This is a genomic window from Rugosimonospora africana (genome assembly GCF_016862975.1).
Lineage (GTDB): Bacteria > Actinomycetota > Actinomycetes > Mycobacteriales > Micromonosporaceae > Rugosimonospora > Rugosimonospora africana.
On the sequence record NZ_BONZ01000126.1, the window covers coordinates 1 to 20,508 of the forward strand.

Sequence of the window (20,508 nt, forward strand, 5' to 3'; positions counted from 1 at the left end):
AGGGTCGGGAGCTGGCGCGGTGGCATGTTGGTGGCGGTAGGTCCGGCAGCCTTCGAGTGCCTGTGGTTTCCCATCAGGGTGTCCCACTGCCGTGACCGTGGCCAGGGTATGCTCCGTTTCCAGCTCCCGCCCGTCAAGTGAAGTGGGCCGCCGGCGAGGTGCCCGTGGTTCGGGTCCTTTTCCGTCGGCCTCTTCCCGAACCGTGCTGGTTACTTTCGCAACACACGGCTCTCCAGTGATCAGTTCCGGGTCGGTGCGTTGAGGCGGCCTGCGTGGATGTCCTCGTGGCAGGGGCGGCAGATGACGATGGTTTTGCGGCGCCGCTTGGCCATGAGGTGCACCCATGCCGGCCTGTCGGGCCGGTCGTGGCGGTTGAGGTCGGCGAGCTTGCGGATGTGGTGGACTTCGATCTGGTTCCGCGAACCGCAGAGCTCACAGCAGTCGGCGAGGAGCCGGTGGATCAGCTCGTTGCGCTTGGTGCTGGCCATGACCGGTGTCAGGTCGGTGAGGACCGCGTTGCGTTGGCGTTTGAGCGGGATCCCGCCGAAGCGGGCAACCAGCGGTTTCCTGCCCTTGTCGCGTGGGACGGTGACCTGGAGACAGGTCCGTTTCCCGGCCGGGGTGTCGATGACCGTCTTGTACTTGGTGGCCATCTTGGTGACCGAGGAGCGGTGTTTACCCGCGAGGGTCTTGAGCATGGAGGTCTCCATGACCCAACGCAGCCGTTCCAGGCGGAACACATCCTGAGCGAGCAGGTAGTACTGGACCAGCCCCCGGTACTCGGCGGCGTACTTCGCGACGATGGTGAAGTCCTGGTCGTGAAGCAGCGCACCGCGTTGCGCCGGCTCGCCGTTACGCATGTAGTTGCCGCACTTCTGCCTGATGACGTCCCGGGGCACGAACAACCCGATCGCCGCGTTGACCGACCGACGTCCCTTGGTGAGCTTCGTGTTGGTCAACTGGGTGCGGATCTCGTAGCCGAGAAACCGCGCCGCCTGGCTGGCAGCGTGGGTGATCAACGTTTTGGACTCGGATAGTTCCAGCCTGAGTTGCTCGCGTAGGAACATTCCGATCCGGGTCTTGATCTGCTCGGCTTCGTGCCGGGGGCCGGCGAACCCCAGCAGCCAGTCGTCGCAGTACCGCACATACCGAAGCCGCCGGTAGTCCGGATCGTTAGGGTCCTGGCTGGGCAGCCGGCGACGGCGCTGAGTAAGCATGCGCACTGTCGCACGGTCGCCGTGGCGTCGGGCCTTGGCGATCTGGTCATCGACGACCTCGTAAGCGCGGTTGCGGCGACGCCGATCACCGCGGTTGTACTCAGGCAGCAGAGTCTGCTCGACGAAGGTGTCCAACCGGTCCAGGTAAATGTTGGATAAGACGGGTGAAGCAACCCCACCCTGGGGCGCGCCCGACAACGTGGCGTGCCACCGCCAATCCTCCAGATACCCGGCCGTGAGCATGTTGGACACCAGCCGCAGGAACCGACCATCGTGGATCTTCTCCGCCAGCATCGAGGTCATGATCTGATGATCAAGACTGCCGAAGCAGTTGGAGATGTCTCCCTCGATGAACCAGTGTGTTCCCTTCCAGACCTCGACCACCTCCCGCAACGCGGTGTGGCAGCCTCGACCCGGCCGAAAGCCGTGGGAACGGTCGGAGAACTGGACGTCGTAGTACGCCTCCAACAACAGGCGCACCACCTCGGCGACCAGCTTGTCCGACCACGTCGGCAGACCCAGCGGACGCTTCTTCGACGAACCCTTCTTGTCGATGTAGATCCGCCGGACCGGCCGCCATCGGTAGCGTTCATGACGCAACGCGTCGATGATCGCCCCGATTTTGGCCTGGGACATGCCGTCCACGGTCTCCGGCGTGACCCCGGGCGTCATCGACCCCTTGTTGGCGTAGACGCGCCCGTAGGCCAGCAAGAACAACTGCGGGTTGAACAACTGTCGATACAGTCTCTCCAGCGGCAGGCCCCGCCTGCCGCGTTCCCGGATGACATCCAGCACTGTTGCGGCGCTTCGCATCACGCGTACCTCCCATCGCTGAACATCGTGATCACCTGTGCCGCTTCGCCCTGTGGTCCGGCTTTCCCGGCCTCCCTGACGGGTCGTTACGCCCGCGACTACTACCGGCACTCCGTCGCCATAGGACTCGCGTCCCGTAGGCGATCCCGTGGTACGTCTTCGTCATACGTGTCGAGCACGACGTAGGCCGCCCACTCATCTCCTTAACCACCCTCGCTGGGCGGCGTTCCGCACCACGGAGGTTGCCCCGTCTCACGGTTCATGCCGGGACATGGCGCGGCACCGGTTACAGACGTCATTCCGGCGGGTGCGCACTTTCACCACTGGAGATTGGGCTTCAAGCAATCCAGCCTTGGCCATATCGTGCGGGTCTTGCGGCACCCCGCCCTGGACGCCTCCGGACGACCACCGCTTCCCCGGCATGCTCTTGTCCCCGACAGGTTTCCCCTCCAGGTAAGCCGGGCAACCCATGAACCTCCCCCCGAGTCCATCCCCGCTGCGCGGGGGATACAACGAAGCGCCTCACGGCGCACACCGTGCATGCGGTTCTCCCGCACACGGCTTACCGACGTCGTTGACCGCCGGCATTCGGCTTGTCCCGCCAGGGCTTGCCAGCCCTGGGTTGTACGACGATTCCGTAGAGGCTGATCAGTCCGAACTCCGGCGGGTCGGCAGCATGCAGCACCCACCACCCGAAGGCGCGGCTGCGCCGGTGGCGGCGGCTGATGAACTGCACGATCCGGGTTTGGATGTAGCGTCTGATCTTGCTGAGGCGCTCGGCCGAGTGTCCATAACGGAAGTACCCGGCCCAACCGCGCAGGAACAGGTTGATCTCCTGAACGACGTGCGCCACCGGCAGCGACCGCCTGCCGTGCACGGTCAACGCGCGGACCGTGTCGCGGGCGTGCTGCATGGCCTTGTCCGCGGGCCAGCGGGCGAGGAAGGTGAACGGGCGTCGCCCATCGCGGGGCCGGGACCGCACGAGTCGATGGTGGAAGCCGAGGAAGTCCACGCCTTCCCCACCGACTTGCAGGTGCACGATCCTGGTCTTGGCCTCCTTCGGTTGCAAGCCGAGTTCGGCCAGCAGATCCCGAAGCCGTTGTAGGGCGGCCTCGGCCTGCTCGCGGGACTTACACATCACCAGCACGTCGTCGGCATACCGGACCGGCACCCCGTGCTCGCGCGTCGACCATTGCCGGTCCAGCCGGTGCAAGTAGACGTTACAGAGCAACGGTGAGATCACACCGCCCTGGGGGCTGCCGGTCACTTCCCGACGGATCAGGCCGTGTTCCATCACTCCCGCGCGCAGCATCACCCGCAGCAGCTTGAGCACCGCCTGGTCACAGATGCGTTCCTCCACCGCCTGCATCAACTTGTCGTGCGGTATCGCCGAGAAGCAGTTGGCGATGTCCGTCTCGACTACCCACCGCCTGCCCCGCCAGGACTCCTCGATGAGGACCTGCAAGGCGTCGTGCGCCGAACGTTTCGGGCGGAACCCGAAGCTGCACGGCAGGAACTGGCTTCGAAGACCGGCTCGAGCACGATCTTCACCGCCGCCTGCACGATGCGGTCACGAACCGCAGGAATCGCCAACGGTCTCAACTCGCTGCTGTCGGGCTTCGGGATGAACACCCGACGCGCCGGCAACGGCCGATACCGTCCCGTCTTCAGTTCGTCGGCCAACTCGTCCAGCAGTCGGGTCACCCCGTACTGCTCGACCTGGTCCAGGGTGGTCCTGTCGATGCCCGGCGCACCATCGTTGCGGCGCACCGCGACCCACGCCCGCCACAAGACGTCTCTGCGGAAGACCTTGTCCCGTAGCGCGTGGAACCGACGTCCGGGATCGGCCTTGGCCGCCCGGTACAGCGCATGCTGCAAGGCACGGACCGGATCAAGGATCGATCCCGATGCGGCGATACTAGCCGTAACGGCACTCACCAGGCCCCTCCTCCACACCACACACATCGACGAAGCAGCGGCCCTTCCCATCACCGACGGTTCTGTTGTCCGCCCGGCTCAATCGGTACTACGACCGCCTCCGACTCCCTCCCGACCAGCGATCCACTTCCCGAGATCATCGGTTATAGGACGCCACGCTCCGGCAACACCATCCGCGGGTTGCCGGGCCGGGGAGGGTCTCCCCAGTTCCCGCCGCCACTATCTGAACGTTCCGCGCCCCATACGCCGGGGAGTCCCTCGCGGCTGCAATCCAGGCGCTACACCGCTTCCATGGCCTTCACCCCGATTCCGAAGGGCTCGGCACTCCCTCGTGCCAGCAAGCTGGCTGAGTAACGACGCCGCAGGCTTCGCTTCACGCTACGGACCGCTCAGTTGCTCCCCCTCAAAGGGCCTTCGACACTGGGCTTCGACGCCGGGCGTTTCCCCCCGGCGCCGCCAGTCTGCTACCGGGCCTCCTGGCAGCTACCCGGACCGGACTTCCACCGGCAAGCGACGACGAGCTTACGAACGAGGATCAACCTCCTACACGGTCAACCTCCGTTCTGCTGGGCGCACGGAAAAGGCTCATTTGTGGACAACAAGGGTGGTGTGGATAACTCAGCGAGCTTGTCGTTGATCTGGTAAGGATCGAGCGAGCAGCCTTCCGAGATGGGCATCGGGTTCCTAGTGCTGCTCCCATCGCACGTTGGTCGGCTGCCGCCGGGTGTGGATGTACTGGTGTAGGGCCTCGCGGACCTGGGCTGGGGTGATTCTGGTGTGGTGCGGCGGGGTCTCGTCTTGGTCGTTGGGGATCGGCTCGGTCCATTCGGGCAACGATGGGTCGGCCGCGATGGCCGGATCGTCCCCGAGCCAGGTCAAGGCGGCGCGCTCGGGATGGCCCCAGACGAGTTGGAAGCCGTAGGGTGGGGTTGGTTGCCCTTCGGCCCACACGCCCTCGTACACGTCGATCACGCGTACCGCACCGTCGGATGCCAACCGGTTCAGGGCGGTGTCCACGTCCTCGACAGTCTGGACGCGGATGGTGTGCTGCCCGCTGGGATCGTCGTCGTCCCAGCCCCACGCCATGGTGTACGTGGTCATGTCGTGATCCTCTCCCCGGTTCCGGTAAAGACCCTGGGCTGGCGTCGCAGGGTTCCGTCGGGGTCGGTTTCGTAGACGGTGATCCGGTGTCCGGGTTTCATGACGCTGCCAAGAAGGTTCCGACAGCTCAACGGACCTGGACAGACGCGGTTATTGATGACGAGGACAACGTCGTCCGGTAGCTTCCGGTCACGCATCCAGGCGGCGACATACGCCTCCACATGACCGCGCAGAGACCGGGAAGCGGCTTCTCTCGGGCTGAGGTTCAGGCCGGTCAGCAACGCGGGGTCATCTCCCGACCGTACCCGCCCGCCGGCCAGAGGCACTCCGTCCGGGAGTAAGGGATTGCCGGCGGGATCGAACAGCTCGCCGTGAGTAGGGCCTTGGTTCTCGTGCCGCCTGGGCAGGCCGGCCGCGGCCTGGCGCACCCACGAGGGTGGGTCCGGACCGACGGTGCGGGGCGCTGTCGCGGCTGGACGAGATGCCGGTGGATTCCTTCAACCACCTTCGGCCGCCTGGGCCTGAGTGATCGCGGTGCGTGCCCGATCGATGAGAGGACCGATCCCCTGCTGAACCTCGGCCAGCGTCTGGTGAATCGCGCCGAAGGTTGCCACGCCCTGCGCGTGTCCGAGCGCGGCCGCCGCGCCACGGGCCTGCTCGGCCCGTTGAGCAGCGGCGTTGGTCGCGGTCACCGACTGGTGCAGCTGTTGAATGAGGACTTGGACCGCCGCGATGATGTCGCCCGTCGCCGTCATCCCATCTTCCTTCGGTAGCTAGTCAATTACCGAGGGCAACCAAAGAATACATCGACGTATATGAGTTTTGACTGCGTGCGCGGCTACTGTTTGCGCGTGACGCACAACCAGACCCCAAGGGCCAAGCCAACGCCGCAACAAGCACGACCAACGCTGAGGCTGGAAACGCGGATGCCGCGGATGGCTGCCCGCCGCTCACATTCGAGCCGGGACCGGCAGCCGCACACCCGCAGGCCACTGGTCTTGATGGACCTAGCAAAGGCTGGGCCCACCGATGCCGGGCGCACGAGCGGAGGCCACCATGATGGCGACCGAAGGATCAGATGACCGCAGGCGCTCGAGTACCTGCAGATCACTGAGATCGACGCAGATCTTCACGACGAGCTTCCCCATCGCGCGGATGCGAGTTACGGACGCCGTCGGCGCATTGCTTTACCTGCGTCTTCGCCAAAAGCCTTCGCAGGTTTGAGGTTTATCAATGGTCACTGACGATCATCTGAGGGTTACATTCAGGTATGGAATGCTGGTAGGACTGTGGCCATGCATCCTGGGGAGGTTGTGCTCAGCGTCGATTACGGTGCGGCGGCCACGGCGGCGGTGCTGGTCGGCCCGGACGGGGCGTGGACCCCGATGCGGTTCGACGGTGCGGACTGGTTGCTCAGCGCGGTGTTCCTGAACGAGGACGGTTCGTGGGTGACCGGGGCGCCGGCGTGGCAGTTGGGTGCCGGCGCCGGGGACCGGTTCGATTCGGCCCCGATACGGTGGCTGGGACAGGATCGGGTCGGCCTGGGCGGTGTCGAGGTGGACCCGGTCGATGTGGTGGCCGCGACGCTGCGGCGGGTCGCCCAGGCGGCGTCGGCCCGGCTGCGGGCGGCCCCGTTGGGTGAGGTGCGGCTGGTGGTGCCGGCCAGTTGGGGGCCACGGTGGCGCACCGCGATGCGGGAGGCCGCGCGGCGTGCCGGGTTGGGCCAGCCGACGTTGGTGGATGCCCCGTCGGCGGCGGCCAGCCACCTGGTCGCCTCGGGTGTGCAGCTGATGGTGGGATCGTTTCTGCTGCTGTGTGACTGGGGTGGCGGGTTCACCGCCAGTGTGTTGCGCCGGACCCGGTACGGGTTCGAGGTGCTGTCCACGATCGAGGCCGCCAACGCCGGCGGTCTCGCGTTGGATCAGGTGCTGGCCCAGCAGCTGCCCGCCCTGGCCACCGCCGGGGCCAGACAGGCACCGTCCTCGCCGGGTGAATCCATCGCGGTGTGGTCTGCGGCCCGCGACGCCCGGGAGGCGTTGAGTCAGGCGGCATCGGTGACGGTGGCGTTGCCGTCGGCGCCGCCGGTGGTGGTGACCGCGGCCGGGATGCAGGCGGATGCCCAGCCGGTGGTGACTGCGGCCGCGGACGCCGTGCGCAAGGCGCTGGATGCGGCACAGGTCCCGCCGGATGAGTTGGCAGGGGTGTTCTGCGTCGGTGGAGTCGCGCAGTCCCCCGCGATGGTTGGCATGCTGGCCCAGGCGACTGGGCTGGCACCGACCGTGGCCCCTGATCCGCAGCGGGCCGCGGTCCTCGGTTCGGCGCACGCCACCGGCCCAGGCGTGGACACCTCGAACGTGAGTGTGCCGGCGGCGCCGCCGGTGCCAGGGCTACGACGGGCAGGGGCCGGGCTGGTGCCCGGTGTCGCCTCGCTGGGCCTGATGGTGCAGTTCCTGCAGAGCGCCACCCTGAGTCGGACACCCGGCATCGGCTACGACCCACGCGCCTACCTGCTGGCCGACTGGGGTGAGCTGGCCCTGGCCGCACTGATGGCCCTGGTGACCTTCCTGACCGTGGCCACGGTCCTCGCCGCGGCCATCCCTGCCGACAACCCCCTCGACGCGGCGGGGCAACCCGCGGCACCGACGCAGCAGATCGGCACCGCGCTGTTGGCCGCCTGCGGCCTCGGCGCGGCGGTGGCCGGCCTGTACGCGGTGTTCGACGCGGCGATGCTGCAGTGGTCGCCCGCCCCGTTCCTGCGCTGGGCGCTGATCCCTCTGCTGCCGCTGATCGCGGTCATCACCGCCACCGCCGCCCTGGCCACCCGGTACGGGCGTATCCCGGCCCAAGGCTGGGACGCCTGGCTGAACTTCCCGATCGCCTCGGTGTTCGTCACCACGGTGGGCATGGTGCTGCTGCAGGAAGGGGCCAACGGGGACCGGGTCGCCTCGCAGGAAGCATTGTTCAACCTGTTCGCCCGCACCGGCGGCGTGCTGATCGCCCTCGGAGTGGCGATGGTGGTGACACGACGGTGGCGGTACCGGCTGATCCTTGCCGGTCCGCTGGCCGTGGTCGCCGCCGCCGTGATCAGCTCCGCCACGATCGGTGTGCTGGCCTGCCTGTACATCGCCGCGGCCACCGCCTGGTGGGCCAGGCGTGCCTGGCAGCTGGCCAACCATCCCCACGGCTCACTGCCCCGACCCGTATGACCAGCCTCGGCAGGAGCTGGCGGAGGTGGCGCCGATGACCGGTCGGTGGCTACGCCGGCTGCGCGCCGGCCTGTGGCTGGCGATCCTGCTCGCCACCCCACCCGCCGCGCTCATGCGCTACATCGGCTGGCCGCTGCCCCACCACCTGCCGGCCCGATCCCAGTGGCTGGTGTTCCTCGACCAGCCGGTGACCCGCGACCACGTGATCGACCTGTTCGCGATCGCGGTCTGGCTGATGTGGGCGGCACTGGTCTACGCGGTCCTGGTTGACCTCACCACCGGGATCCGGCGATTGACCCGACGGGGTCCCCGGCTGCGGCTCCCACCACTACCCGCCGCGCTGCAGGCCACCGCCAACGGCCTGCTCGGAGCAGCCGTATTCGGCACCGGCACCGCAGCGGCCGCCACCCCGCCGCATCCGCCCACCCCGGCCGCCGCCCCACACTGGCCCACCCCACCCGGCACCCCAGCGCCCGGCAACGCGGGAAACGCCACGCATCCCGGCACACAGCCGTCCAGCATCGCTGACGCGGAGCAGACGCTCGCGGTGGCCCTGCCCGACGGCGGCGGATGGCTGACCCACCACACCGCCGCCGCGATCGCCGCGTCGGCCTCCGTGGTGTGGCGGCAACGCCGCCGCCACTACCTCCCCCGACCGCTGACCGGCAGCACCCGCCACGACCCCGACCTCGCGCCGCTGCCGGCCACCGTCACCGCGATCCAGGCCCAACTGCAGCCACCCCCGGACCAGCCACCCGAGCACACCACCCAGCCGGCCGGCACCGCGACCATCACCGACACAGCCACCGACCTGGTCGCGGTCGGATACACCCGCGGACACGTCCTGCTCCCCGCGGACCTGCCCGCCCACGGAGTCGGGTTGACTGGACCCGCCGCCGCCGACGCCGCCCGCGGCGCCCTGATCGCCGCCCTGCTGCCCACCACGGCCACCGGTACCCACCCCCGCGTCATCACCACCACCGGCTGCCTACGCACGCTTCTCGGTCCCGCCTCCGACGACCTGGCCGACACCCCAGGGCTGCACGTGGCCGACGAACTGGCTGATGCGCTGATGCTGGCGGAGAACGTCGCGCTGAGCCGTGCCGCGCGGCGTGTACCCACACCCACCACACCGCCACCCACGCCCGCGGACACCTTCCCGCTGCTGCTCATCGCACCAGCACCCACCGACACCGCCACCGCCCACCGGTTGACGATGCTGCTCACCCTCGCCGCAGCACAGCAGATCACCGGACTGCTGCTGGGCCAATGGCGCGGCCGCACCTGGACAGTCCACCCCGGCGGCACCATCACGGCCGACGGCGCATCGCCGGCAACCCGCCTCAGCACCTTGTCCCCGCTTGCGGCAGCCGACCTGCTCACCATCTGCCGGCAAGCCAGCCAACCCACGCCGACGCCGGCCATACCGACGCAGACGCACCCTCCGACACCGCTGGCACGGCCACAACCACCGCACGCCCACGTTCAGGCGGTGATGCGGTTGCGCGCCCTGGGAGAGCCCGCCCTGTTCGCACCAGGCTCGCAGATCCCGCTGCAGATCCCACGCAGCGCGGGCCTGCCCATCATGGTCCTGCTCGCCCTGCACCGCAACGGCCTGACCACCGGCGAACTGGGAGCCGCGCTGTGGCCAGACCTGCCCACCCACACGGTCGCCCGCCGCATCTACACCACCGTCAAAACCCTCCGCGACGCCATCACCCCGGTCGCGGACGGCCCAGTGGTCCTGCACGCCGACGAACGCTACCGCCTCAACCCGCAGCACCTCGACGTCGACCTGTGGCAACTGGATGACGCCATCGAGGCGGCCACGACCGCGGCCACCACCAACGAGCAGATCACCGCTCTGCGGGAGGCCATCGACCACTACCACCACGACCTGGCCGAAGGATGGCCGTGGCCATGGCTCGACCCACCCCGGGAAACCATCCGCCGACAGGTGCTCGACGCCCACCTGACCCTGGCCGACCTTGCGCCCGATGCGGGCGCATCGCTGGCCCTGCTACGCGCGGGGCTGCGCATCGCTCCCGACAACGACGAGCTACGGCGCCGTGTCGCGGCCCTCACCCCGCACGACCCGGCCGGGCGAACCGGCTGACCCGATCCGACCGGGCATCGATCACCCTGTCTTGTGAGCTTCCTGCCTTCCCCGGCGCGGCGGTATAGTCCGGCCTCCCCACGACGAGTAGGACAGCCGTGTCCGATTTCTTTATCAACCACCCCATCCCACCGGCGACCCTCAGGGACTTCCTGTCGGTGTCCCTCGCCGTGAGCGTCGTGCTCGTGGTGATCGCTGTGATCGAGATGGCAAGGATTCCGGTACCGGTATGGCCGGCCGCGAACGTGTCCCGGCGGCGGTGGCTGACCCGGTGTGGCATCGGCGTCCCGCTGGTCCCACTCGGGCTGGTCGTGGCGGCACTGTGGGCCATCCGGATCCTCCCGCGGCTCGACGCGCACATCTACCCGCCCAGGCGTGGCTCGTGGCTGTTCCGGCCGGCGACCACGCGCACGGACAAGGCGGAGCGTGTGGTGATCTTCGTCCTCGCCATGCTGGAATTCGGCACGCTGCTGCACGGATTCGGCAACTGGACCATCGGCGACCCCGGTACCGTCTACATCTCCAACCTCAACCACGACATCAAACCCCGGACCTACATCGCCGCCCAATGTCCGGGCTCGGTACGCCGCGCGCTACACCTGGTCTCCGACGAGATGCGGTTGGACGGCCACGACTACCAGCAGTGGTCTGTCGACCCGGTGCCAGGACATCTCAACGAAGTGCTGCTCGACACGGACACCGGCCAGATCCTCTGCCCCTGACCCCAGCGGGCGGAACCCGCGATAGCCGGCGAGCGCCCAGACCCGCCGGCCGTAGTGGCAGCGCTTCTGGATGACGTGCTGTATGGGCTCGGGGATGGCCGCTACACCCCTGGCCGCGCGAGTCAAGCGCGTACGCCTCGTGCGAAGCACGGAGTGCAGCTGGTCGACGAGTACCTGGGCTCGGCTCGAACCAGACATCGCTGTTGGTCTGGCGGCGCGCGTTCTCAGCCCGCCGGCGCCTGACGCTCGCTCGTCCAGGCATCGATCATCGAGGGCCCGCGCCAACTAACGATCCTGCCGCTGACCTGCGGTGTTAGATCTTGTTACATTGTCACACTCCGCCGACCCTTCAAGACCGAGACATTCCGGCTTAACGTCAGGGCGTCAGAGCGCACCGTCATAGCCGACATCGGCGGCGGGATGCGCGCACAACACGTTGGCGCGTCACCGACCGGCACCGCCGGCCCGGGCGATGACGCACGCCCTCTGATGGGTGAGGAGTGCCCATGCGTCGTCTGGCACGTACCGTCGCCTCGTGGTGGTGGCCCGCCGTGCTCCTGGTCGGCCTGCCGATCGGATTGCTGCACGCACCGGGACGACCCGAGATCCCTCACCACCTACCGACCCACCACCAACTGGCCACCTTCGCCGCCGAACCACTGACCCGCCCCACCGCCATCACCGGCTTCATCCTGCTCGGCTGGCTTCTGTGGGCTGCACTCGCCTGCGCCGCCCTGGCGGCCATCTACCAGCGACTGGTCTGGTGGTGCCGGTGGCTGCCACGCATGCGACTGCCCGGACCACTGCAGAGCCTGTCCGCCGCCGTGCTCGGCACCATCGCCGTCAGCGGCGCCAGCACCGCCGCCAGCGCCGCACCACCGACCACCCACATCGGACTGACCCACACCGACCGCACCCAGCACCCACCCGCGTCCTCCACGACCCCCAGCACACCCAGCGCTGCATCCACTCACACACCGACACCGCCGACCGCCACTCCCCTCTCCCCCGCCGCTGCAGCAGCGGGCGGCAGCAGCCAACCGTTGACCTACACCGTTCACCGTGGTGACACCCTGTGGCGCATCGCGCAGCGACAGTTAAGGGACCCGGCCCGCTGGCCGCAGATCTACCACCTCAACCAGTCCCGCTACGACCACCACGGCAAGATGGAACACGGCGACCACATCGAACCGGGCTGGGTACTGACCCTGCCGCAGGACGCCATTCCACCGCACACCGAACCGGCACCCCCACCGCCCAAAACTCCGGCCGCTCCGGCGCCGCATCCGATCGCGCCCTCCCCCACGACGACCGCCGCGGCGCCGGATACCATCACGCCACCGGCACCCAGCCATTTCCACGCACCGGCAGCCGCCCCCACACCACGACGCTCGCCCGATCACCACCCCGGCATCCACCTGCCCGACGGCAACTGGGTCACCGTCGCTCTGGCCGCTTCCCTGACCGCCGCCGCCTCCATGGTCTGGCTGCAACGACGCCGCCGCTACACCCCACGACCACTGACCGAACCCGCCGACGACGACCCCGACCTGAAACCTCTGCCACCGGCCATCACCCAGCTACGCCGCGGCCTACGCCACCGGGCCCCTGACCTGCTACCCCGACCCTCCGACCAACCCGCCGACCCCGCCGAGCTTGACGACGGCGGCGCCGAGCCGCTCCCACCGATCGGCCCCAGCGGCCCGCAACTCAGCGGACTACCCAACGCCCTGCCGGCCATCGGGCTCGGCCTGACCGGCGACGGCGCCCACGCCGCCGCCCGCGCCCTGCTCGTCGCCACCCTCTCGGCCGGTAGCCCCGACGACCCCGACGCCCGCGGGCACCTCATCACCACCACCGACACCCTCACCCAGCTGCTCGACGACCACGCCGACCAGATGCGCCCCATGCCCCGCCTGAGGGTCACCGACGACCTGACCGACGCGCTGACCCACGTCGAGGATCTGCTCATCGAACGCCGCCGGCTGCTCGGCGACCACGACGCCGACGACCTGGCCAGCATGCGCGACAAGGATCCCTACCACCCACCGATGCCCCCGGTCCTGCTGCTGACCGCATCGCCACCACCGCACCTGACCACCCGACTCAGCAACGCCCTACGGCTAGGCACCTCGCTGCAGATCAGCGCCGCCATCCTCGGCCCGTGGCCCGCCGGCGACACCCTCACCATCGACAGCCACGGCCGGCCCACCAACGGCGACGCACCCCGGCTGGCGATCCTCGACACGTCGACCACCGTGCAACTGCTCACCGTCCTCCACGAAGCCCACACCGGCCAACCCGTCAACACCGACAACGGGCCCGCCAACAACCCCGCCACCCCCAACCAGCCAGCACCTCCCGACGGATCCCCAGCAACCAGCCCGACCCCAGTGCCCGACCACCGCCAATCGTCGGAACCGCCCGCCTCACCAAATGACGGCCAGCATCACCAGACACGAGTCCGCATCCGCCTGCTCGGCGAACCCGCCATCCTCAACCATCACAACCAACCCGTCGCCGGGCTGCGCCTGCACGCCCGAGAACTGCTGGTCTACCTCGCCATCCACCGCTACGGCGCCGACATACCCGACATCATGGAAGCGTTCTGGCCCACCGCCACCCGTCGACGCGCTGCCCAACGCCTGTCCACCGAAACCGCGAACCTCCGCCGCTGCATCCGCGACGCCGCCGCAGACCCCAGCATCAAACCCGTCATCAACACCGGCGGCCGCTACCACCTCAACCCCAAACTGCTCGAGATCGACATCTGGCGCCTGGCCGACGCCCTGACCCGCGCCACCACCGCCACCGAACCCGACGACCGGGCCGCAGCGCTGGGCAAGGCCATCGCCACCCACACCGCAACCATCGCCGAAGGCTACGAATATGACTGGATCGACCAGCACCGCTACCAGCTGACCCGGCAAGGCATCCAGGCCCGACTCCAGCTCGCGCAGCTGCTCGCCCCCACCCAGCCACACACCGCCGCCGACCTCATCCAAGCCGCCGCCGACCTCGACCCCCTCGACGAACAGGTCGCCCAGCACGCCATCCAGGCGCTATCCGCGATCGGCGACACCGCCGGCATCCACGTCCGCCTCGACCGACTCCGCAACGCCCTCAACGACATCGACGAACGACCGTCGGCGCAGACCCTCACCCTCGCCGCACAGCTTCAACACACCCGACCCAGCACCGACCCGCCACCGCCGACCTCGGACACACCCAAACCCGCCGCCGGCCGCAGCGATCCAGCACCGGCCCACCGCGACGCGCAGGAGGGCTGACCACGGTGACCACACCCTCCCCGTCTCCGCGTCCCACCAGCCCGGCACCGGGCATCGACCTTGACGGTCAGCTGCGCCGTGCGCTGCGACTGACCAGCGCCATGCGGCAATGCTTCTACGTCGTCGTACTCCTGGTCGCGTTGACCGGACAGGTCACCGGCGCCACACAAACACTGCACATCCCCCTGCTCACGGCCATCCCCGCCCTCGCCGCACTGGAACTGGGCGGCATCGTCGTCCTCGCCAACGCCGACGTACGCCGACGCCTCGGCGAACGCGCCATCGCCTCACGGCTGCTATCGGCAGCCATCGCCTCCGGCGCGGTGACCTTCAACTGGGCCGCCCACACCAACCACCTGCTCGGCGGATTCTTCGCCGGCATGTCCGCCCTCGGCTACCTCGTCTGGCACATGCACACCGAAAACCAACGCCGCGACCGACTGCGCATCACCGGCAACCTCCCACCCACCACACCCGCCTACGAACTGATTGCACACTGGCTGCGCCACCCGATGCTCACCCTGCGCGCGAAGTCGCTCGCGAAAGCCGAACCGACGCTCGGCCTGTACGGATCGTTGGCCACTGCTGGGGAACAATTGCGACAACAGCGGCGACGCCGAGCGATCGCCCGGGTGGTGCACCGCAAGATCCGTACCGCGGTCGATCCGGCAACCGCGAACATCGCCGTCGCCGTCTACGACATGGCGCAGATCGCCGCGCGATTGGCAGACAGCGCCGACTACGGCACGCTCACCGCGCTCATCACCGCCGACCTGGCACCGACCCGGCTGATCGGCATCGCCGATCCACAGGCCGTCTCCCATACCAGCAACCAGGCTCGCTTTTCACCCACTGGAGAAGACTCCCGCCCCATCGAATCTGTTCCAGGCAACGACGAGTCCGACCAGCCGCGCCCACCGCATCGCCCCGCCAGGGCACTGGCCGTCAGACCGGCCGCGAGCCCCACCGTCCCCACCCGCATCTGCCGTGACTCAATCTATGAGCCGGTCAGCGTCCAAGACTCGCTCATGTACAGCGCATGGCAGCAGGCGACGGCGGCCGGACACGAGCCTTCCGGTGCCGACCTGGCCCGGGCCGCAGGCCGCACCAACGACGCCACCGGCGTCGGACGACGCGCAGTCCGCCGCTATCGACAAGTCCACGCCACAGCCACTACAGCAGCCGGACCCGGGCCAATTGTTTAGCGCGGCCGGGGAGCCGATCGAAGCGTGGCTCCTCAGCGACACGACTGCGTTCCCACACCGCGCGTGCTTGGCCAAGGCTCCATGGCGGAAGCTGCAGGGAGATCCCGGCGACACCTCCCGGCCGGCGCATGACGGTCTCCGCCAGCACCGGATACGTCGAGAACTGCACCTCCGGTGGCGTCCGTGTGACCAGGCAGAACCGCATTAGATCGATCAGCACCAGATCAACCTGATGACACAATTCGTGGAGCTGCTCTCCGGTCTTCGGGCCGTCGATGACTATGACGAGGGACGGATGAGCATGGAGCATTCCCGATCGAGGGCCAGCGGTGGCTCGGCGCCCGCAGGATTTCGGCAGCCAGATCAACTGGACGGGTAGCCCACCCGTCCGCAATGTGAAGTTGGAAGTCGACCATGTCCACCTCTTCGGCGAGGTGATAGGTCAGGCGAGTCTTGCCGCTGCCGGGAGGTCCCGTGATGACGTACACGCGCGCCGGGGATGCCACCAACTCGGCGACCGTCTTCTTTAGGCTTAGTCTCGCCACCGGTCCCCGAGACAGCGCGGGTTAGGCTCGGCAAATGATGCCGAATGTCACCATACAACGGATCCGACGTTTGACCTGGTTGCCGGATGGCGCGGGCAACGTGCAGTTGCTATTGGTGGTCGGCATCGCGACCGTTCTGGTGACCCGGGCCTGCCTGGCGGCCCTCGGGTACCCGCAGGTGGGCAACGGTAGCCTGCATATCGCTCACGCGCTCTGGGGTGGGCTCCTGCTGCTGGTCGGGGTCGTGACGACGCTGTCCTTCGCCGGGCACGCCGCACGCCGCGCCGCCGCCGTGCTTGCCGGTGTGGGATGCGGGCTGTTCATCGATGAGGTCGGCAAGTTCATCACGCGGAACAACGACTATTTTTTCCGGCCCGCAGCCGCGGTCATCTACGTCTTCTTCGCCCTCCTGGCGTTCTTGTCGGCGCGATACCGGGCCTGGAACACCCGTCAGTCCGCCGCGGCCGGGACCCTACAGCCCGACGATCTGTCCGACGCGGCTGTGATCGCCGGAGCCGGACTCGCGAACGGCCTCACCTCCGACGAGCGAGCCCGCGTGGCACGGCTGCTCGCCGATCGCGAGAGCGAAGAGGCACACCTGATCCAGCGGCTTGTCGACCTCGCACCCGACCGCACCGCACCCTCGCCGCTGCGATCCGTCATGCGCACGGGGTCGGCCGCCGCCCGCCGCCTCGCGGACCGGTCGTGGGTCGCGGTCGGCTTGATCGTGCTGTTCGCTCTGTCGCGCAGCGCCGCCGCGTCTGCTTTCCTCGGACAAGCCGCATGGGTACTGGCCGGCCACCACCTCCATCCCGGCCAGGAACAAGGCGCGATCTTCGCCAGCACGGTCTCCCGCACAGTGGAGGCGGTGCTGGCCATCACCGGCGCACTCCGTTGGCGACACAGGCGCCGGTCCGCCATCGGCTACCTGATGGCCGCGCTCTACATCGACCTCTTTGTCACTCAGCTGTTCAACTTCACCGACAGCCAGCTCGGCGCGCTTGTCGAGCTGCCCTTCCTTCTGTTGATTCTGCTGTTCCTCGCCCACCACCGTCGCGCCTCGTCGGCCCTGCCGTCCTGATCGCACAGTCCGGGGCATGCCTTGGAGCGTCCGGATGACGTTCCGCCGTGCCGTCGGCGGCAGCCGGTAGAGCACCGCGTTCTCAGCCGTCGACGATCTCTCGTGAACGCCACAAAAAGGCCAGTGCGGGATGTGCGGTCGGAATTGGCTCGATCCGTTCCATGGTGAACCTTCACGCTCGTAGAACGCGCCGGCGCGCTCGTTGGCCGCGAAATGCTCGATATAAAGCCGATCAGCGCCCTCGTGCAGTTGCCTGGTGAGGGCTTCGAGCAGCCGCGGACCCAGCCTACGGCCGCAATACCGGGGATGAACGTAGAGCTTGTAGACCACGTGGTCGGTGCCCCTGCGCCCGCGCTGGCCGACCCCGACGAGTTGCCCGTCGGCCTCGGCGACGACCACCAGACGATCGGTCACGGCCGCGCCGACCTGCGCCTCGTTCCACCAGCTGCGGACCTGTTCATCAGCGGCCGCAGCGCCGATCAGGGGCGCGTAGTGCGGTCGAATGTGTGCCTCGCCGAATCGGCAGATGGCCGCGACATCGTCGTCCCGAGCGTCTCGCACGATCGGTTCGTCTTCCGGCGCCATCGCACGCTCCCTCAACCCGGACCCACCGATGGTGTTGGTGTGGGGATTCCGACTGCCTAGCGGTGATGGTTATCGATAGATGGTCGTCGGTGGAGACGGTGGGATCGCCGGTATGGCCGGCTTCTGCTGTTGATGGGGTCAGGCCGCGCGCGGCGAGTGGTCGGGCGGTTGCTGATCGGGGCGGTCCGCAGGAGTGGGTGAACAGTCGGGTCCACGCGGTGTGCCAGGGCCAGGCTGTTGGTAGGTGCAGGGTTAAGCGGCGGGCTGAGTAGGCGATCCGGGCCGGGACGGTGATCAGGTTCCGGCGGATGGTGGCGGTGGTTGCTGTGGCCAGCCGCGGGCCGGTCAGGGTGGCGGCTGCCCGGGTGAGGTTGAAGGCGATACAGGCCAGCACGAGCCAGGAGGCGTTGGCGGTGAACGTCGCGCTGGGCAGGTGAGCCAGAGCGGAGTTCTTCAGGTCGGCGTGGACCTGTTCGACGATGGCGTGGCCGCGGTGGGTCTTGTCCGCGGCCACGGTGTCGAGCAGGTCCGGGTCGGTGGTGGTGAAAAACGCGTGGAACCGCTATACATCGAACAGGGTGCCCTGGCCTGTGGGCTTTCGGGTTCAGCTCGGGGATCCGGCGCACGACAAGCCGGCCGGGCACCCGTTCGGCTTTTCTGGCGGAACTGAACGCGGTGAACGGGATCTCGGCGACCTCGGCGCGGGAGATCCACCTGCCAGTCAGCTCGTCGAACACCGCGTCGGTGTACTGGATCGGCTGCCATACCTTATGACCGATGGCCGCGATAGCAGCCTTGACCCTGGAGTTCAGCCGCACCGTCACCGACACATCGGCCCCGGCGCGTAACGCCGCGACGATCGTGGGGTGGGGCGTAGAACGCTGAGTCTGCGCGGACCAGCACCCATCCCGCTGCATCAGGCCCGGGTTGACCGGTCGCTCGTAGTCGGGCCAGGGCGGACAGGGCGTCTGCGACCAGCCAGACCGCGCCGCGCGCCGACCCGCAGGCGCCCTGACGCAGCCGTTGCGCCACGATGACCGGCGCCGCCGATCCGGTGCACACGGTGGCGAGCAGCGCGTTCAACCCGCGTACCCCTGAATAGCCGAACCCGGCGCCCTGCTTCGCGTGGCCGTGTACCTCAACGATCGTGTCGTCGATATCGACCAGCACCCGCCCGCCCACGCGGCGACCACCGGGGTCGCGGCGGCCAGACCCGCCAGCACCCGGGCCGCGAGGGCGTCGAGCTGGCGAACATGCCCGAACCGGAAGCACCGCAGGAACGACCCCAGAGTCGACGGCGCGTACGGCCGATCGAACACCTTACCCATCGCCCCGTGCCGCAACAGCGCCATGTCATCGATACTGTCCGCACCAGCGACCATCCCCGCGACCAGCGAAGCCACCTTCGCCCTGGCATGCGCGCCCTTGTCCGTCGGCACCGTCAGGAACTCGTCAGCCAGTTCCTGCAGCCCACACGCCCGGCCAACGCCAACACCGGCACCAGGCCAGCCGCCGACACCAAATTCGGCTCGTCGAAGACAGCGGCAGCCACCGCCCGAGTATGAGATAGTCGCACCTACGAGATGCCCTTCCCCGCAGCAGACATGGACCTTCAGCAAGCCCAATTCTGCTGCCCCGGAAGGGCATTCTCACGCTCCGGCACGCCCTCACCATGATCATCGGTGGATTCGGGTTTAGACGTACAGGATGCAAACCTCGCCTCGGCACCTCCGTGTCTGTCAGGGGGAGTTGAGGCCAACGACTCATAGCAAGTCCGTTTGACGGGGCGAGATCATAGCCAGCGTCTGGCGGGCGGGAAGGCGCCCGGTTGGCGTTCGCGGTTGCATCCCGCATGGACGAGGTGAAAGGTGGAGTGAAGCCCGAGTCCATCGAGAGGTCACGCATGTGATCGGGGGGTGAGCGGCATGAACCTGTTGTACAAGGTCGACCGGACTGGCGGCCGCCTGAGCGTGCGGCTGGCTGGTGGACTGGACCTGAGTACCGTCGATGAGTTAGGCGAGGTGCTCGCGGCCGCGATCGGCCAGCCGGATACGGTTACTGTCGAGGTGGACCTGGGCGAGGTCAACTACATCGATTCCACCTCCATCGGGACGCTGGTCGCCGCCTTCAGAGCCGCTAATCACGTCGGCTGCGTGTTGCACGTCAGTCACGCCCGGGGGATGGTGCAGGAGGTCCTGGACGTTGTGGGTGTGCTTGAGCCGCTTACCACGAATACAGGTCGACGCGGCGCAGCTGAGAAACGTGCCGGAAATGCGTGCCGGTAGCGGGAGTCTCGAGCGGAAACGGAACCACTGCTGGGCGGCCGGCTTCGCTCGGTCCGGCTCTGCAGGGGCTCATGCAGCGAAGAGCAACCGTCGTCGTAGCGCCCAGACCCCGCTCCCGGACTCTCGACGCGCTGAGCTGGCACCGATCGGCGGCCAGCGCAGGCTGGCGGTGTGGCGGCAGCCGTCGTACCGCATGCTGGGCGTTGGATTCGCCAGACGAGCCGGCGCCTCCGACCGGCCATCGCGCGAAACAATGATGCACGCGGGGCAGGGTCATTTCGTAGTCGGGTAACTCCTGGTCACGGAATCGATGAGGTCGTTGGGCCGGCGGTTGGCGCGGCAGGTAGCGCGGGCGATGTTGGGTTCGCCGTTGTTGCGGTGGGAAACCGATCGCGGTGTGACCC

Annotated in this window: 13 protein-coding genes and 3 pseudogenes; 8 read left to right on the forward strand and 8 right to left on the reverse strand. The window is 68.2% G+C overall.

Annotated features, from left to right (window positions below):
* Window positions 1–239 precede the first annotated feature (239 nt).
* The 6 genes and pseudogenes from Raf01_RS47315 to Raf01_RS47345 form a co-directional block, all read right to left on the reverse strand.
* Entirely contained in the window at window positions 240–2,030 is a 1,791-nt protein-coding gene (locus Raf01_RS47315; protein ID WP_239134552.1) for a reverse transcriptase/maturase family protein, read from the reverse strand.
* Window positions 2,031–2,592: 562 nt separating this feature from the next.
* Window positions 2,593–3,495 (reverse strand): reverse transcriptase domain-containing protein, encoded by a 903-nt coding sequence (locus tag Raf01_RS50365; protein ID WP_239134553.1) that lies wholly within the window; start codon window positions 3,493–3,495, stop codon window positions 2,593–2,595.
* On the reverse strand, window positions 3,450–3,968 hold the full coding sequence (locus Raf01_RS47330) for a reverse transcriptase family protein (RefSeq protein ID WP_203924748.1): 519 nt from the start codon (window positions 3,966–3,968) through the stop codon (window positions 3,450–3,452). Before Raf01_RS47330 ends, Raf01_RS50365 begins: the two co-directional genes overlap by 46 nt.
* A 684-nt stretch (window positions 3,969–4,652) precedes the next feature.
* Window positions 4,653–5,069, reverse strand: coding sequence for an Imm1 family immunity protein (locus tag Raf01_RS47335; RefSeq protein ID WP_203924749.1), 417 nt, complete (start codon window positions 5,067–5,069; stop codon window positions 4,653–4,655).
* Window positions 5,066–5,500, reverse strand: a pseudogene (locus Raf01_RS51150) (DddA-like double-stranded DNA deaminase toxin); the annotation flags it as partial. The gene Raf01_RS47335 and the pseudogene Raf01_RS51150, both read right to left, overlap by 4 nt.
* A 66-nt stretch (window positions 5,501–5,566) precedes the next feature.
* Window positions 5,567–5,824 (reverse strand): hypothetical protein, encoded by a 258-nt coding sequence (locus Raf01_RS47345; protein WP_203924751.1) that lies wholly within the window; start codon window positions 5,822–5,824, stop codon window positions 5,567–5,569.
* 558 nt (window positions 5,825–6,382) lie between these two features.
* Here Raf01_RS47345 and Raf01_RS47350 point away from each other — a divergent pair.
* The 6 genes from Raf01_RS47350 (at window position 6,383) to Raf01_RS50370 (ending at window position 17,234) form a co-directional block, all read left to right on the forward strand.
* Window positions 6,383–8,275, forward strand: a complete 1,893-nt coding sequence (locus Raf01_RS47350) for an Hsp70 family protein (protein WP_203924752.1) — start codon at window positions 6,383–6,385, stop codon at window positions 8,273–8,275.
* A 34-nt stretch (window positions 8,276–8,309) separates the two neighbouring features.
* A complete protein-coding gene (locus Raf01_RS47355) occupies window positions 8,310–10,391 on the forward strand; it encodes an AfsR/SARP family transcriptional regulator (RefSeq protein ID WP_203924753.1) in 2,082 nt (693 codons plus the stop codon).
* A gap of 98 nt (window positions 10,392–10,489) precedes the next feature.
* Window positions 10,490–11,113 carry a hypothetical protein gene (locus tag Raf01_RS47360; protein ID WP_203924754.1) on the forward strand — a complete coding sequence of 208 codons (624 nt, stop codon included), beginning with the start codon at window positions 10,490–10,492 and terminating at the stop codon, window positions 11,111–11,113.
* Between the two features lie 506 nt (window positions 11,114–11,619).
* Window positions 11,620–14,403, forward strand: coding sequence for a bacterial transcriptional activator domain-containing protein (locus Raf01_RS47365; protein WP_203924755.1), 2,784 nt, complete (start codon window positions 11,620–11,622; stop codon window positions 14,401–14,403).
* Window positions 14,404–14,543: 140 nt separating this feature from the next.
* Window positions 14,544–15,608, forward strand: a complete 1,065-nt coding sequence (locus Raf01_RS47370) for a DUF2637 domain-containing protein (protein ID WP_203924756.1) — start codon at window positions 14,544–14,546, stop codon at window positions 15,606–15,608.
* A 615-nt stretch (window positions 15,609–16,223) separates the two neighbouring features.
* Window positions 16,224–17,234 (forward strand): hypothetical protein, encoded by a 1,011-nt coding sequence (locus Raf01_RS50370; RefSeq protein WP_239134554.1) that lies wholly within the window; start codon window positions 16,224–16,226, stop codon window positions 17,232–17,234.
* 177 nt (window positions 17,235–17,411) lie between these two features.
* Here Raf01_RS50370 and Raf01_RS51155 read toward each other — a convergent pair.
* A pseudogene (locus Raf01_RS51155) lies at window positions 17,412–17,648 on the reverse strand (GNAT family N-acetyltransferase); the annotation flags it as partial.
* Here Raf01_RS51155 and Raf01_RS50375 point away from each other — a divergent pair.
* Window positions 17,541–17,879 (forward strand): hypothetical protein, encoded by a 339-nt coding sequence (locus tag Raf01_RS50375; protein WP_239134555.1) that lies wholly within the window; start codon window positions 17,541–17,543, stop codon window positions 17,877–17,879. The pseudogene Raf01_RS51155 and the gene Raf01_RS50375 sit on opposite strands and share 108 nt — an antisense overlap.
* 118 nt (window positions 17,880–17,997) lie before the next feature.
* On the opposite strand, the pseudogene Raf01_RS47380 reads toward Raf01_RS50375, so the two are convergent.
* A pseudogene (locus Raf01_RS47380) lies at window positions 17,998–19,395 on the reverse strand (IS1380 family transposase); the annotation flags it as partial.
* 349 nt (window positions 19,396–19,744) lie between these two features.
* On the opposite strand from Raf01_RS47380, the gene Raf01_RS47385 reads away from it, so the two are divergent.
* The gene (locus tag Raf01_RS47385; protein ID WP_203924758.1) at window positions 19,745–20,104 is read left to right on the forward strand and encodes an STAS domain-containing protein; all 360 of its coding nucleotides are present in this window, start codon (window positions 19,745–19,747) and stop codon (window positions 20,102–20,104) included.
* The last annotated feature ends 404 nt before the right edge of the window (window positions 20,105–20,508 follow it).

Bases quoted from the DNA above. Each gene is read 5' to 3' on its own strand.
- Raf01_RS47315 (WP_239134552.1), bottom strand. From the start codon at position 2,030: ATGCGAAGCGCCGCAACAGTGCTGGATGTCATCCGGGAACGCGGCAGG.
- Raf01_RS47335 (WP_203924749.1), bottom strand. From the start codon at position 5,069: ATGACCACGTACACCATGGCGTGGGGCTGGGACGACGACGATCCCAGC.
- Raf01_RS47345 (WP_203924751.1), bottom strand. From the start codon at position 5,824: ATGACGGCGACGGGCGACATCATCGCGGCGGTCCAAGTCCTCATTCAA.
- Raf01_RS47355 (WP_203924753.1), top strand. From the start codon at position 8,310: ATGACCGGTCGGTGGCTACGCCGGCTGCGCGCCGGCCTGTGGCTGGCG.
- Raf01_RS47365 (WP_203924755.1), top strand. From the start codon at position 11,620: ATGCGTCGTCTGGCACGTACCGTCGCCTCGTGGTGGTGGCCCGCCGTG.
- Raf01_RS50375 (WP_239134555.1), top strand. From the start codon at position 17,541: ATGAACGTAGAGCTTGTAGACCACGTGGTCGGTGCCCCTGCGCCCGCG.
- Raf01_RS47385 (WP_203924758.1), top strand. From the start codon at position 19,745: ATGAACCTGTTGTACAAGGTCGACCGGACTGGCGGCCGCCTGAGCGTG.